Here is a 14,526-nt window from a genome sequence, read left to right as displayed (position 1 = left end):
ATCACCTTGATTTTCTAAGTTAACTTACGAGCTACAGAGATATTATGAATTCACATCTGAAAAGAGTGACACGTAGTGATGTTGCGAAAGAAGCCGGAACCTCGGTGGCTGTCGTCAGTTATGTCATTAACGGTGGTCCGCGACCTGTTGCAGAAGCTACACGCCAACGTGTATTGGCAGCGGTTCAGAAAACCGGATATCGGCCCAATAGTATTGCGAAGGCTCTGGTTTCTGGTTCAACACACGCTTACGGACTTATCTTACCGGATATCGCCAATCCTTTTCTTTCTTCTGTCGCTCATGCTTTGCAACAAGAGGCTTTTAAGCATGGGCGAGTATTATTGCCCGGGGATTCAGGGGATAATCCTCTTCGTGAAAAAGATTTGCTCAACAACTTATTGAATCGTCAAATTGATGGGCTGCTGTATACCAGCGTTGATCGACAACCTTATATCGATCTGATTCGGGCCAGTGGTACACCTTGCGTGATGTTGGATTGGGTAAATGCGGGATCAAACGTTAGCACAGTCAGTGTCAATGAACGGATTGCGGCGTTTAAAGTGACTCAACATCTGATTCAGCATGGTTATCGGGATATTGCCATTATTTGTGGTCCTCTTGGTATGTTGAATACACAAGACAGGCTGTCTGGTTGGAGTGATGCCCTGATGCAGGCAAATTTGAGAGTGCGTGACGAGTGGATTTTTTCTACCGAATATACTCGTCAGGGCGGTTATGAGGCCACTTTGCAAATGCTAAAAGGAAAACAGCCTCGCGCACTGTTCGCAACCAATGAATTACAGGCTTTTGGATGCCTGCGAGCATTGGCTGAACATGGGATATCTGTCCCTGATGATATTGCATTAGTTTGTTTTAATGCTACTCAGCAGTCGCTATTTAATGTGCCTTCTTTAACCGCCGTGCGTCAGCCAATCGACCAAATGGCGCAGACTGCCATTGAAATATTAAGAACATGGAATGGGAAAGCACAGGAACGCGAGTTTGAATTCGAATTACAAATTGGTGAATCTTGCGGTTGCAAAACCGGTGCATCATCCCTGATTGAGTATAGCCACCTTTCTGTATAGATATTTCCGCAAGAACAATACGACTGGCACAATAATGCTGATCGCGAAAGCATCATTCCAACCCTGTTGGTAGTCTGCTGGTTCAGCATTTTTTGATTTTCTCTGGCTTGCAGAGCGGAAAATAATAATTTTATCTGTAAATTAATTATTTTGTATAAATAACTTTGCTAACTATAATATGTAAAATCAGATAGCCATACTAACGAGTGTTAATCATAAATTAACATGCCTTATTTATCTGATAGATTTAAATATAACTTTGATATGAGCTATGGGGATTTATATTGTTTATATTTTAAATTTCGCCTTAGTAAGGTTTTTTTAACTCACTATCTAATAATGACATAAATAAGATAATATCACGCTATAAATAATGGTTCATAGACTTTAAAAGATAATTAAGTATAAAATTAACCATCCTTTGTAGTTTGCTTGCTTTTCTTTTTTAAAATCTAATTTAAATTAAGTGATATTATGAATTGGTATCTTAATGTTTTAAAGAATTATGCCGAATTCTCAGGGCGCGCACGTCGTCAGGAATATTGGATGTTTAATTTATTTAATACAATTATAGGGGTAGCCCTCTTTGTATTAGGTTCAGCAATTGATGAGGGTGCTGGTTTAGCTTTGCTTACGATTTATAGCATTGGGACTTTACTTCCAAGTCTCGGAGTAGCAATGCGCCGCCTTCATGACTCCAACCGTTCTGGTTGGTGGTTATTCATCAGCATTGTTCCATTCGGTGGCATTATTTTATTTGTATTTTACTGCATTGAAGGAACGACCGGTGCCAATGATTATGGTGTAGATCCTAAAAAGGCACCTTAAGACATAGCATCAATTATCCATTTAGTTTGCCATTTAATTAAAAACACTGCTTAAAATAATAGGCAGTGTTTTTTATTTCTAAAATAACTTGTCATGGTCAGAAATCCCAATCTTGTCCCTTATCTGAATTAATGGTTTGTCATATTGTTAGCGGAAATTATTGAGCTATAAAGATAAGGAGTGCTGTGTATGAACGAGTTACGTCTTGCTTATTACAATTTATCCCCTGAATTGTTGCAAGGATTCCGTTCTGTAAAGGAAGGATTGGAAAAAAGTCCGTTGGGCTTGCCGCTGGTTGAGCTAATTTATCTTCGTATTTCTCAAATCAATGGATGCGCTTTTTGTTTAAGCAAACATTCTCAATCTTTGAGGGAGAATCAAGAAACCGGACGCCGACTGGCAGAATTGGCGGGATGGCGGGTCAGTAGCCAATTTACTCTCCGGGAAAAAGCAGCATTGGAATGGGCAGAGGCATTAACTTATGTGACGATGACCCATGCTAATGATGCTGTTTACTTGCCTTTAAAAGAGTATTTCTCGGATCAGGAAATTTCCGATCTGACTTTTGCGATTGCACTGATGAATGGAATGAATCGGCTTGCAATAGGAATGCGTCAGTAAATATGTAATCAATAGCTGCTTGATCAATAAACGTGTGAAAGGCACTTTCGTAGCTTTTTGGCATGACTCAAGGCGGTTTCTGGTGTTGTTTCATTGGCAAAGCCAACCAGAAGCCCCTTGCTACAATCATCACCTAATCCCCCAGCACCTAATCCCCGTGGGGATAACGCTGCAATACCAAATCCATGCTGTCTGGCATGCTGAGCTAAAGCGACATCATCTTCATAATGAGCGAGTTTTGCCAGTAAATGCAGGCCACCAATGGGAATATCGAACTGGAAACGGGTATCAAAAACTTGATTTAAGCTCTCAATGACCATCTGCCGACGTTTAGTGTAGAGGGCACGCATTTTACGTAAATGACGTGAAAAATGACCTTCTTGCATAAATTCAGCGACGATGGCCTGTTGCAATAAGGGGTTACCGTCATGCCAAGTGTGGCATATGACATTGAAATGCGATACCAGATGAGGAGGAACGACCAGATAAGCGAGTCGGAGTGCTGGCGTCAGAACTTTGCTGAACGTGCCAATATACAAAGCGTTATTCGAGATCAAACTGGCTAATGCTGGCTGGCGGCGATTATCGTACAGAAATTCACTGTCATAATCATCTTCAATGATCAATGCCTTGTTCTGTTCCGCCCATGCTAATAGTTCCTGTTTGCGTGTCATTGATAAGGCAACGCCCAAAGGGCTTTGGTGAGCAGGGGTAATTAGTGCGAAACGAGCACTCGGCGCAAGTATTTTGCCTATTGCGACATTCATTCCATTTTGATCGACGGGCACGGGAATTATTTCGACTCCCATTTGCGCCAGTAAATGATAGCTTGGCGGAAAACAGGGATCTTCGAGCCAGACTTGATCTTGCTGCTTTATAAGAGTTCTGCCGATAAGGTTAAGAGCGCCCCGATAACCTGTAGTGATGAAAACTTGCTGTGGAGAACAATTTATTCCACGTGATAATTGCAGATAAGCGGCAATAGCTGCTCGTAACGGGCGGTAACCCTCAGGTTGTGGATAGGACATGTGCCGACTTTGCAAGCGGATATGCTTAGTGGTAAGTGTATTCCATAACTTACGGGGAAAAAGATCCAGAGCAGGTAATCCCGGCTGATAAATTAGTGGATGCGTTAATGAAGCCGAATCGAACAGTGATAAATCTGTTTCATCTGAAGCCGTGGGTATCTGTATTGCAGAGGGCGGAGATGTATCAGGAAGCTGTGGTGAAATAACCGTGCCTGCTTGCCCTCTGGCTTCCAGATAACCCTCTTCAAGCAACAGTGTGTAGGCAGATTCTACTGTACTACGTGAAACGTGTAGTTCACTGGATAGTGCACGGATAGAGGGTATTCGTTGTCCTGATTTTAATATGCCGTGGTTGATGGCTTGAATAAAGCGTTGGTATATCTGGCGATATAAGGGCCAAGAAATATGGTGCTGTAATGGTTCATTGGTCTGAAAAATAACGCTTTTCACTTATTCTCCTTACGTATAAACCAGTAAACTACCAATCCCCCCGATACCACGGTAGCCATTATCAGAGGCGTTTGTTTGGCAAAGCCGGATTCCAGTATCGAACCGAAACAGAGGTATCCAATAGGTACAGCCAGAAATCGTGTGGAGGAAAATAGCGTCATTATTCTGCCAAACAGGTTTTCAGGTACTTGGCGTTGGATGAGTGTGACTTCTACGGGAGCAGAAAAACCAATGCAAATTCCGATGGCAAAAAGTTGAGTGAACAGGGCATATTGTCCACTGAACAGATTCAGGGATATCAGGGACAACGCGAAAAAACCGTAGCCAACAAGGATGATACGGTTGCTGGAAAAATATTTGCCATAAACCCCGTACAGTAATGAAGAAAGTGTTGTTCCCACGCCAAAACAGGTCATTGAAACACCGAGACTCCAAACGGAATTAAATTCTTGTTTGTTGATATAAGGTAAATAAACAATCAGGAACGGTGTGATAACAATATTCACTACCGAACTAATGATAAGCACGGAGAAAATTTCTTTTTCGGATTTAATGTATCTGAGTGCTTCAACGAAATAATGATGTGGTCGGGAAGGTGTTTTAGTCACTTCATTAATATCGGCGACAAAATGTTTTTTCAGGATAATCAGCCCCAACGCAACGGCTAAAAAACTCACTGCATCGAAATACAGGGCGTTGATCGTACCGAGCAAGGTAATAATCAATGATCCAACTAGAGGGCCAATCAGATCACAAATATTCTCAATGGTGCTGTTGACCCCATTGATCAATTCATGCTCGCTTTTATTCTGTTTGATCTCCTTTGCCAGCATAACATCTTTTGCCAGCCGCCCGGGAGCATCCAAAATGGTGGAAAATATCAGTAAGACAGCCAACAGATAAAAGTGCAGGATATCCATTGTATAAAATACTGGGATCAGCAGGACACTCAGGAAATTCACAAAATCAGACAACAGTGAAATGCGGAATGCCCCGTATTTATCCACCAATTGGGCGCTAAAGAAAATGGAGAGGATTAATGGCAGGATTTTTGCGGACATGACAGCAGCGACCAGCAGTGGACTACCCGATATTTCCAGAATCAGCCACGGAATGGCAATTTCCGTAATGGCGTTCCCCAAAATAGAAACGCCGTTGGATGCCAGTAAGCCACTAACTTGAAAAGGTATGCGCCTTGTCATGTCGAATTAATCTCAGAGTTCTCCTGACTTCCGTGGGGGATTGCGACCCGAAAAATTAGTTGTGGCACTGCGGATTTCTTGCCCAAAAATATCAACACGTGCCTGAAACGGTGGGAACGGCAAGGTGATATCGTGTTTACGGAATTCCTGCAAAATGTGCTGGTGGACTTCATGTCGTGCAGGCATGCGATGCCCCATTTCTGCCGCATATGCCCGTAATTCGTAAATTTGGATGCCTTGCTGTAAATCCACTAAGTATACTTCCGGCATCGGATTATCAAGGATTAACGGTGAGCGTCTGGCTGCGGACATTAATATGTCGGTGGCATAGGCAGATTCAGTATCAGTCGGCACCGGGATTGTCAGGACGATACGGGTGATCGTGTCAGACAGTGACCAGTTGATAAATTGCTCTGTAATAAATGCCCTGTTGGGAACAATAATCTCTTTTCTGTCCCAGTCAGACAGCGTTGTTGCCCGCGTATTGATCTTCGTGATGCTGCCCGTCAGGTTACGAATAGTCACGGTATCACCAATTCGAATCGGTTTCTCAAATAAGATGATCAGGCCGGAAATAATGTTAGCGAAGATCTCCTGTAAACCAAAGCCAAGGCCAACACCCATTGCGGCAATCAGCCATTGCAGTTTCGACCATTCAATACCGACCAGTGAGAAACCCACCAGACCACCAATGAGGGTAATGCTGTATTTAGTCAGCGTCGTAATGGCATAACCCGTACCCGGTGTCAGCTCCAAATGCTGTAATAGGGCGAGTTCCAATAGTGCGGGAAGGTTGCGGACAAGCTGCGTAGTAATGACGATAACTAAGATCGCAATCAACACCGAGCCCATCGTAATTGGCTGGACAGTATCGACTCCGTTGATAGTGGTACTGACATCCCAGAGCCGGATATTCTCAAGGAAAGAGAAAGCGGAATGCAGTTCAGACCACAATAAAATGAGTGACACGAGCGCAATCATTGTCAGGATTGAGCGCACCAGCCCCAATGACTGGGCGCTGATTGCGTCCAAATCGATGACCGGCTCTTCAACCTCGATCGAACCTTCTACGCTGCTACTGATATTCGCTGAATCTTCTTCATTTTTGGCGCGTTGGGCCAGTATTTCTGCCCGGCGTTGTTTTGCCCGTTCAAAGGCGATTTTGCGTCGCTGGATCAGCATCCATCGACGAATAATGTGATAAATGACCAGCAGAAAGAACCAGATGGCGACAGAGGTTTCCAAGCGTCCCAATAATGCCTGTGAGGTTTGTAAATAGCCGAGGATCGAAGCAAATGCAGCTAAGATCGGGGCAGAGAGTAATATCCACCACAGGACAGAACTTACTAAATTTTCGCCTGAGCCGTGTTTGTCCATATACAGTGGAATACCGGCGCGTTTCAGGCTGCTGGTGACCAGACTCAGGGAAATACAGAGCATCACGAAACACAGTCTGCCGAGGGTGGAGGTAAATTCCCGGTCACTGTAATGATTGAAGGTGATCAAGGCCATCATGAGCGGCACGATCAGGAAAATGGACAGACGATAAAAACGCATTGCCCGTTTTATGCGTTCTTCTGGCCAGCGAAAGTGCGCGATAAATAAGCCGTTGGGATGAGCAAATGCTGCGCTGAGCATAAATACCCACAAAACCGGCGTTGTTTCACGGACACCGTTGCCTATGGCATTCGCCATCGGGTACTGCCACGCATTTTGCAGACCATAGCCAATGGCTGACCAGAGCATGGGAAGCGGTAAGGCCGCGATAATAGACCAAAAAACAGTCCGCAAGGTAAGGGAAAAATGATCTTGTGTCACTTTACCGATACGATTGCTGGAACGCTCAAGAAAGGCATGATATTGGCGGTGTGAACTAATACTGAAAATCACCAATAGCAAAGTACCCAGCAAATAGAGCATGGAATCCTGAATGGTCAACATGCTATGGACCGCCGCTCCCAGCTGCGAGAACGTATCCAAAGACAGCAGGCGGGTTAGATCTTGCACCACCCGCAGCGGATAATGCAACGAGATGGAATTAACATCCGCGACCCAGAACAGATAGCGGTGTGTCGCATCTTGCACTTCTTTCAGGGCATCATTTAACTGGCTGGTGGCAACTTTGAGCTTTGTCAGTTCCAGTATTTCGTTGTCATATCCTGAAAGCAGGGAGCTTAATAGCTCTTTCCGGGTGCGGATAAGTGAATCATAGACTTGTTTTTGTGTCGGCGTCAGGGCGTTATACGAAGGTGATGTCTGGTCAGTGTCCCGCTGTGAACGTTCCAGCATTTCCTCATATTTCAACCTTTCAACCCGCAGTTCAACAATGTTTCTGTCAAGTTGCTGGGATTTGGGCATATCAGGGATGCGAGTGACTTGGGCCCTTAAGGCTTCTCCAAGTGCGGTTGAATCACTTAGCCATTGTGCCTGCTCACGAATGGTATTTAGTGTCTGGCGAACTTGCAGAATATCGTTGGCAGCTTTGCGTTGTTGTGAGCCAATGGCATCCATGCTCTGGGTTTGCTGGCTGAGCGTTTGCGACAGCTGACGATTTTGTTGAAGTTCATCCAACAAAAACTGTGGAAGCTTCCCACCACTCTGTTCTGCCAGCATTTCAGTATGTTCAAGTGCGGATTCCGCTTTTTGCTGGCGCAGGATGTTTAACTGGCTACGCAATTGCTGGAGTTTGAGATCCAAGCGCTGATAGCGTTTTTTAAATAAATCGGCGCGTATGCGGGCAATTTCCTGCCGATTATTGGCAGAAAGTTGTGCCATTTCTAATTCACTGGCTACAGCCTTACGAGCACCGACTTCGGCTTGGGCCAGAGTCAATTGTGCTTCAGCCAGTTGTGTGGAAGGTGCCCCCAAGGTTTGGAGACGGGAAGTCGCTTCAGCCAGCAGGCGTTTTGCCTCAACCTGTTGCTGAGGCAATTGATTCATGGAGTCACTGATTTCCCGGGTTTTATCCTGCTCTTGCTGTAGTTGGTGCCCCTGATCCAGCAACTGGCTACTGATCTGGATAATCTGTTGCTCTAAACTGTTGATAGGCTGATTAGCGGGAACAGGAGCGACCGCATCACTTTCAGCAAGAATTTTCTGACGCAGCTCTTTGATGATGGCAGGAAAATCATCAATGGCTTGTTGATACTTCTGAATGCGTTGATTGGCAGATTTTGTATCGTTAGTCCAATTGGCCGCCCCTTGAAGTGCTTGCGCGATTTCAGCATCTTGCGGGTTTTTATTACCACCGACTTGCTTCAGCTCTTGTTTCAGTTGGATGTCATCCAGCGGTGTTATAGCAGCCAAAGCCGGACCCGCAATCAACAGGCTGAGAAGTAAACTGATAATCAGGCGCACAATAAGGGGCTCCTTAGTGTCTAAAATTAACTAACGGTAGCTTGATTCAATGACTCATCAGCATTCACTGCTGGTTCTTCTGGCACAACAGACTGAGCCATCAGACCACCCATGCGGGTTTGTGAACCACTGTATAAGTTATTGGCAAAATTAATCTGATTGGGGGCAAACAGGTTAATCACGGTTGAACCCAGTTTGAAGCGTCCCATTTCTTCCCCTTTTTTGAGAGAAACAGCGCCTTCCCCGCCTTCTGCGGGATAAGTCCAGCGTTTGATAATGCCTTCACGCGGTGGTGTGACACAGCCACTCCAGACGGTTTCAATACTGCCGACAATGGTTGCACCGACCAAAATCTGTACCATTGGCCCGAATGCTGTTTCAAATAGGCAGATAACACGCTCATTACGTGCAAACAAATTCGGAACATTGGCTGCCGTCAATGGATTGACTGAGAACAGATCGCCGGGCACATAGATCATCTCTTTTAACAGGCCATCGCATGGCATATGGACACGGTGATAATCTTTCGGCGATAAGTAAGTCGTGACAAACTGCCCGTTACGAAATTGCTCGGCCAGTTGATGTTGCCCGGCCAGCAATGCTTCTACAGTATAGTAGTGGCCTTTGGCCTGAATAATTTGATCTTCACGGATGGCCCCGAGTTGGCTGACGGTTCCGTCTGCTGGCAGCGCCAGTTGATGGGTCTCGTTAACAATAGGGCGTATATCCTCTTTCAAGGGGCGAACAAAAAATTCATTGAATGTTGAGTAGGCGGTAAATGAAGAATTTTTTGCTTCATTCATATCTACTTTATAGGTTTTGGAGAAAGCCTTGATTACGAGCTGTGTCAGCCAGCCAGCCTTTTTATTGGCGAACCAGCCTGCAAAATTTGTAATGCATTGTTTTGGCAGTAAATATTGTAACCTGATTTTAAGATTATCCAGCACATCAACCTCTTGGATTTTTTCTTGGCAAATTGGACAAAAGTCTACCATTGTACCTGTCATTATTTTGAATGTCAGGGTATCGTTAATTATTGTCTTATTTTTGACCGTCTGTGAAATTTCGGCGTGGTTTAACTTGTGCCATGCTTTCCAGAATCCGGTAATAGTTTTCGAAACGTTCTTCGGCAATGATGCCTTGTTTCAATGCTTCCTTTAAGGCACATCCCGGATCATCCTGATGTTTACAATCACGGAATTTACATTTGCCAAGATATTCGCGGAATTCGATAAAACCTTGTGTTACCTGCTCTGGCGTTAAATGCCATAATCCAAATTCACGGACGCCGGGAGAGTCGATCACATCTCCCCCGAGTGGGAAATGGTAAAGGCGCGAAGTGGTGGTGGTATGTTGACCAAGCCCGGAATTATCTGAAACTTGATTGACCAGAATATCTTTTTCGTCATCAGGCAGCAGCGTATTGAGCAGGCTGGATTTTCCAACGCCGGATTGCCCCGCAAAGATACTGATTTTGTCAGCCAGGTGGGAGATGAGTTCGGGAATACCTTCGCCAGTCTGGCTGGACACTTCCAGTACGCGATAACCGATATCACGGTAGATATCCATGACACCATTGACCCATTCCCGGCTTTCCGCATCCAGTAGATCTATTTTATTGAGTACGATCAAAGGCTCGATATTGAGTGTTTCACATGCGACTAAATAACGGTCAATAATATTCAGTGAGAGTTCTGGCAAAATAGCGGAAACAATCACGATTTGGTTGATATTTGACGCGATAGGCTTGATGCCATCGTAATAGTCGGGACGTGTGAGAACGGAGGTACGTTCATGCACTGCTTCTACGATCCCATTAACTTTGACATCAGACTGGAGCTGTAATGCGGGACGCCATACAACACGATCGCCCGTGACTAATGAGCGAATCGTCCTGCGGATATTGCAACGTTGTATGGAAGAATCTGCGGCTTCAATATCGGCATGTTGCCCGAATCGGCTGATCACCAGCCCTTCCTGTGGCTCACCAAATTGGCTGTCATCCACTTCTGGTTTATGGGTGTCAGCCCTGTTGAGCCTACGCTGATGGTTGGCTTGCACACGGCGTTGCTGCCCTTTGGAGAGTTTACTTTTAGCCACTGAACCTCACTTATTTCATCTATTTTGCTGATTATCGCTGTGAGTGATCAAAAACGTTATGATACATCACGGATACAGACTACCTATTTTGAAGGAAACTAGGATATATCATGTCAAAAAGTGAGAACAATCTTATCTGGATCGATTTAGAAATGACTGGGCTAGATCCCGAGCGTGATCGCATAATTGAAATTGCGACTATTGTCACGGACTCGGATTTGAATATCCTTGCGGAAGGCCCGGTGATGGCGATACATCAGTCGGATGAGCAACTGGCATTGATGGATGATTGGAATGTACGGACGCATACTGCCAGTGGGTTAGTTGAACGAGTGAAACAGAGTCAGTTTAATGATGCTCAGGCTGAAAAAGCGACGATTGCTTTTCTCGAACAATGGATTCCGGCCGGGAAATCGCCAATTTGTGGTAATAGCGTGGGACAAGATCGTCGTTTCCTGTTCCGTTATATGCCCGAGTTGGAAAAATATTTTCACTACCGCTACTTGGATGTCAGTACGCTCAAAGAATTGGGGCGCCGCTGGAAACCTGAGATGCTGTCTGGGTTCAGTAAGAAAAATACGCATCAGGCATTGGATGACATTAGGGAATCCATTGCTGAGTTAGTGTATTACCGCGAGCATTTTATCCAGAAGTAATTATCCAGAAGTAAAAAGCAGTACTCAGTACAAAATTGTACGTAAATTAATCTCTGCGTTGATGGTTAAACGGATAATCTGCCGATTTAATCATCAATCAGAAAAAAATTCTTTTTTTTTTGTATTTTAGGGCTTGTCAGAAGAATAATTCCTCGTATAATCCGCTCCCCGTACCGATGAAGAATTTCAAAAGTACGAATACCAAAATATTTCATATCGAAATGTAAGCGGGAATAGCTCAGTTGGTAGAGCACAACCTTGCCAAGGTTGGGGTCGCGAGTTCGAGTCTCGTTTCCCGCTCCAAATTTTCTTTCTCAGTTTTTCCTCTCTTCCCGAATTACCGAATCTGTATATAATCCCTGAAAAATTCTCAAATGCCTTGTTAATTCAAGAAAAAGATAGCATGCATGATAAATCATGCGCACTATCCCCGGCTATGCTTGTCGTCTTTCAAATTGCAGCTTTGTTGAGCGGGGCTGAAACAGATGTTCGCGGAGACCTTAAGGCGATTTCATTGCCATTCTTACTCTACGTGGTATGAGTGACAGTATGGCGAAGAGAGCCAGAATCAAACCAATCCACAGTGGTGATATCAATCCATATCCCGCTCCGATGCTTAACCCGCCAGCCCAAGCAATAAATGCCAGACCGCTGTTAATAACCGATACATGGACACTATTGATTAATGGGCCTGCATTCGCTACCCGCATAACACGGGTAATCATTGCTGGACTCATGGGAACACCCACAAGACCGATCACTAAAAAAGCAATGACGCTGATGTAGCGGTTCTCCGGGCAAAGCGCGAATATCAGCAGTGATACAGCCAATATGCTCAGCCCGATAGTCAGTACCGCGAAAGTATACCGATCAGCAAAGCGACCCGTAATCATGTTGCCAATGACATTCGCAGCGCCATAAAGACCGAGTACAAGGGGCACGATAGCAGGCAGTAATCCCGCAACTTCAGTTAGAATCGCGGAAATATAGCTGAAAGCAGCGTAAGATGCCCCTATGATTAAGGCACTTGTGGCATAAGCCGCCCAGAGTTTTCCGTTGCGAAATGAGGTGAGTTGATTGCCAATACGGATATCAGAAGTATTGCGCGAAGCAGGCACTAGCGCCCATACGATCAAGGTGCAAGCGATGGTAAATATGACAACTAACCAAAAACTCAAACGCCAGCTAAAATTCTGATCAATCAGGGTTGCTGCCGGTACACCTAGAACAGTTGCCAGCATCATGCCACTAAGCACAATTGACGAGGCTCTTCCCCGCATTTCAGTTTTGACTGCCTCGCCGCAGACTGCCAAAGAGATGCCGATACACGCTGAGCCGGCAACGCCGGTGATAACGCGGGCAATTGCCATCACCTGATAGCTGCTAGCTGTTGCGGCGATGATCCCGCCGATACTGTAGAGTCCCAGCAGCCAAAGCAGGGCCTGTTTGTTTGGCATTCGTAGTGTGACAAATAACGCCGTCAGGATCGGCCCACCAACGACCATTCCAACGGCGTAGAGTGAGATCAGATAACCAATATCCGCAACAGTGACATCAAATACCGTGGTTAACGATGGCATCATACCCACAACCATAAATTCAGAGGTCGTGAGTGTGAATATAGTCAATCCAAGCAAATAGATGAAGATTGGGATATCCCGCTGCTTCGGTGCTGGTGACATCATCCCTGACGAGGCTTTCGGCCTTTTTCCTTTTGATCGAACTTTATTCATGGTGTGGTTTGCCTAATGCAGCAGAACTTCGATTTGTGAACAGAAGCGTCAGCAATGCTGCAATAGTGTAAGCAACAGCGGCAGTTCCGAAGGCCCATATGTAGCCATCAATGGTATCGATTTGTGTTGCGGCGATAGCCATTAATGCGGATAGACCGACGGTCGGGCCGAGCTCCATGGCCGTGTTCATGACACCACCGGCTAATCCCGCCTGATGCTGTGGCACATTCATTGTGGAAAGTACCGCAGCGCCTGAAAATGCCAGTGAAATACCGACGGCTATCAGAACCAGACTGGGTAGCAAGCCCGCAATATAAGTCGTATTTCTATCAATACCGACCAACAATCCAAACCCGAGCGCAGAGATAATTAGACCCATACCTGTTACCCGGGCTGCGCCAAGACGACCAACCAGAGATGGTGCTATTTGTCCTATCGCGATGAGGGCGACGGCGAACGGCAAGAATGAGGTCGCCGTCATCAGCGGTGTCCATCCCAATTCTTGTTGAAGGTAGAGTGATAAAATAAAGTTGATAACGCCTGATCCGACGGCGGCAAGGAACATGCCAAACAATCCGGTGAGACGATACCGCTCCAAAATAAATCCGGGGGGAAGAAGTGGGTCACGGACGAGACGTTCGATCACGGCAAAGGCGAGTAATAAGCCAAGTCCAGTTAGCAGAGGGATCAGTACGATGGATGATGACCAGGAATGATCACCCGTCAATATCAGACCATAGCTACTCAGGGAAATACCGAATGTGGCAAGTATCGCACCAACCAGATCCAGCTTGGGACGATGTTGATGAGACTCGTCAATTCCAGCCGGCAGCAGGCCACGGGTACTTATTAAGCCAATGATCGAAACAACGACAGGAACGGCAAACATCCATCTCCAGGAAATCCACGTTGTTGCTACTCCTGAAATAACAAATCCCAAGACGGCACCAAGCACGGAAACGCCTCCCCATGTGACCATTGCCCGGGAAAAAGCACTTTGTTCCGGGAACAGCGCTCGCAGTACTGCCATTGCCGCTGGTGCTGTCAACGCTCCGCCCACACCTTGAGCAAAGCGCATGGCGACAAGTATTTTGAAAGAGGGAGCGAAACCGGCAATAATGGAGGATATGCCGAAAATAAATAAACCAATGGCGAGCATCCGCCGGCCCTGAAATCTATCTGCCAGCCGTCCGCCAAAGAGTAGTAGTCCGCTGAACGGGAGACCGTAGGCAGCAAGAACAAGCAGTAAGTCAGCAGATGTGAGATTGAATTCTACTGCAATTTTGGGAAGTGGGATCGTAATCAGTGCAATGGTGAAAATCAACGTGGTCTGTATGACTGCCAGTATCGTGAATGCTAAGCGTTGATTACTTTGAGTCGAATTTTGCCGTAGCTTATTGTTGTTTTTAGATGACAGATTATTCGATGGCATTATGAGAGCTCCTAATTGATAAAGTCGTAGT

Annotated in this window: 11 protein-coding genes and 1 tRNA gene; 5 read left to right on the top strand and 7 right to left on the bottom strand. The window is 45.5% G+C overall.

The genetic code is table 11. The features are described 5' to 3' along the window. Positions 1–44: 44 nt before the first annotated feature. From FE394_RS12145 to FE394_RS12135, 3 genes are all read left to right on the top strand, one after another. Complete coding sequence (locus FE394_RS12145) at positions 45–1,088, top strand: LacI family DNA-binding transcriptional regulator (RefSeq protein ID WP_319926644.1); 1,044 nt, start codon at positions 45–47, stop codon at positions 1,086–1,088. A 474-nt stretch (positions 1,089–1,562) separates the two neighbouring features. Continuing rightward, positions 1,563–1,916: a DUF805 domain-containing protein gene (locus tag FE394_RS12140; RefSeq protein ID WP_319926643.1), complete on the top strand. Its 354-nt coding sequence runs from the start codon at positions 1,563–1,565 to the stop codon at positions 1,914–1,916. A gap of 189 nt (positions 1,917–2,105) precedes the next feature. Continuing rightward, positions 2,106–2,537 (top strand): carboxymuconolactone decarboxylase family protein, encoded by a 432-nt coding sequence (locus FE394_RS12135; RefSeq protein ID WP_319926642.1) that lies wholly within the window; start codon positions 2,106–2,108, stop codon positions 2,535–2,537. Positions 2,538–2,560: 23 nt separating this feature from the next. Here the strand turns inward: FE394_RS12135 and pdxR are convergent, their stop codons facing one another. From pdxR to rsgA, 5 genes are all read right to left on the bottom strand, one after another. Further along, entirely contained in the window at positions 2,561–4,015 is a 1,455-nt protein-coding gene (pdxR, locus tag FE394_RS12130; RefSeq protein ID WP_319926641.1) for a MocR-like pyridoxine biosynthesis transcription factor PdxR, read from the bottom strand. Next, on the bottom strand, positions 4,012–5,217 hold the full coding sequence (locus FE394_RS12125) for an MFS transporter (protein ID WP_319926640.1): 1,206 nt from the start codon (positions 5,215–5,217) through the stop codon (positions 4,012–4,014). The genes pdxR and FE394_RS12125 overlap by 4 nt, the downstream gene beginning before the upstream one ends. Positions 5,218–5,229: 12 nt before the next feature. Then, positions 5,230–8,574, bottom strand: coding sequence for a miniconductance mechanosensitive channel MscM (mscM, locus tag FE394_RS12120; protein WP_319926639.1), 3,345 nt, complete (start codon positions 8,572–8,574; stop codon positions 5,230–5,232). A 26-nt stretch (positions 8,575–8,600) separates the two neighbouring features. After that, positions 8,601–9,521, bottom strand: coding sequence for an archaetidylserine decarboxylase (gene asd, locus FE394_RS12115; RefSeq protein WP_319926638.1), 921 nt, complete (start codon positions 9,519–9,521; stop codon positions 8,601–8,603). Between the two features lie 94 nt (positions 9,522–9,615). Beyond that, a complete protein-coding gene (gene rsgA / locus FE394_RS12110) occupies positions 9,616–10,674 on the bottom strand; it encodes a small ribosomal subunit biogenesis GTPase RsgA (RefSeq protein ID WP_319926637.1) in 1,059 nt (352 codons plus the stop codon). Between the two features lie 110 nt (positions 10,675–10,784). Here rsgA and orn point away from each other — a divergent pair, with 110 nt between their 5' ends. Beyond that, on the top strand, positions 10,785–11,330 hold the full coding sequence (gene orn / locus FE394_RS12105; RefSeq protein ID WP_319926636.1) for an oligoribonuclease: 546 nt from the start codon (positions 10,785–10,787) through the stop codon (positions 11,328–11,330). Between the two features lie 227 nt (positions 11,331–11,557). Then, positions 11,558–11,633, top strand: a tRNA-Gly gene (locus FE394_RS12100). A 197-nt stretch (positions 11,634–11,830) separates the two neighbouring features. Here FE394_RS12100 and FE394_RS12095 read toward each other — a convergent pair. Together FE394_RS12095 and FE394_RS12090 are read right to left on the bottom strand one after the other, a co-directional pair. Beyond that, positions 11,831–13,063: an MFS transporter gene (locus FE394_RS12095; RefSeq protein WP_319926635.1), complete on the bottom strand. Its 1,233-nt coding sequence runs from the start codon at positions 13,061–13,063 to the stop codon at positions 11,831–11,833. Further along, the gene (locus FE394_RS12090) at positions 13,056–14,495 is read right to left on the bottom strand and encodes an MFS transporter (protein ID WP_319926634.1); all 1,440 of its coding nucleotides are present in this window, start codon (positions 14,493–14,495) and stop codon (positions 13,056–13,058) included. Before FE394_RS12090 ends, FE394_RS12095 begins: the two co-directional genes overlap by 8 nt. Positions 14,496–14,526: the final 31 nt, after the last annotated feature.

The sequence above is a fragment of the Xenorhabdus littoralis genome (genome assembly GCF_033949345.1).
Classification (GTDB): domain Bacteria; phylum Pseudomonadota; class Gammaproteobacteria; order Enterobacterales; family Enterobacteriaceae; genus Xenorhabdus; species Xenorhabdus littoralis.
This window is presented reverse-complemented; position numbering and strand designations above follow the sequence as displayed.

What these genes read in the sequence shown, in the direction of transcription:
- FE394_RS12145 (WP_319926644.1), top strand. Translation starts at nt 45, where the DNA reads ATGAATTCACATCTGAAAAGAGTGACACGTAGTGATGTTGCGAAAGAA.
- FE394_RS12140 (WP_319926643.1), top strand. Translation starts at nt 1,563, where the DNA reads ATGAATTGGTATCTTAATGTTTTAAAGAATTATGCCGAATTCTCAGGG.
- FE394_RS12135 (WP_319926642.1), top strand. Translation starts at nt 2,106, where the DNA reads ATGAACGAGTTACGTCTTGCTTATTACAATTTATCCCCTGAATTGTTG.
- FE394_RS12125 (WP_319926640.1), bottom strand. Translation starts at nt 5,217, where the DNA reads ATGACAAGGCGCATACCTTTTCAAGTTAGTGGCTTACTGGCATCCAAC.
- orn (WP_319926636.1), top strand. Translation starts at nt 10,785, where the DNA reads ATGTCAAAAAGTGAGAACAATCTTATCTGGATCGATTTAGAAATGACT.
- FE394_RS12095 (WP_319926635.1), bottom strand. Translation starts at nt 13,063, where the DNA reads ATGAATAAAGTTCGATCAAAAGGAAAAAGGCCGAAAGCCTCGTCAGGG.
- FE394_RS12090 (WP_319926634.1), bottom strand. Translation starts at nt 14,495, where the DNA reads ATGCCATCGAATAATCTGTCATCTAAAAACAACAATAAGCTACGGCAA.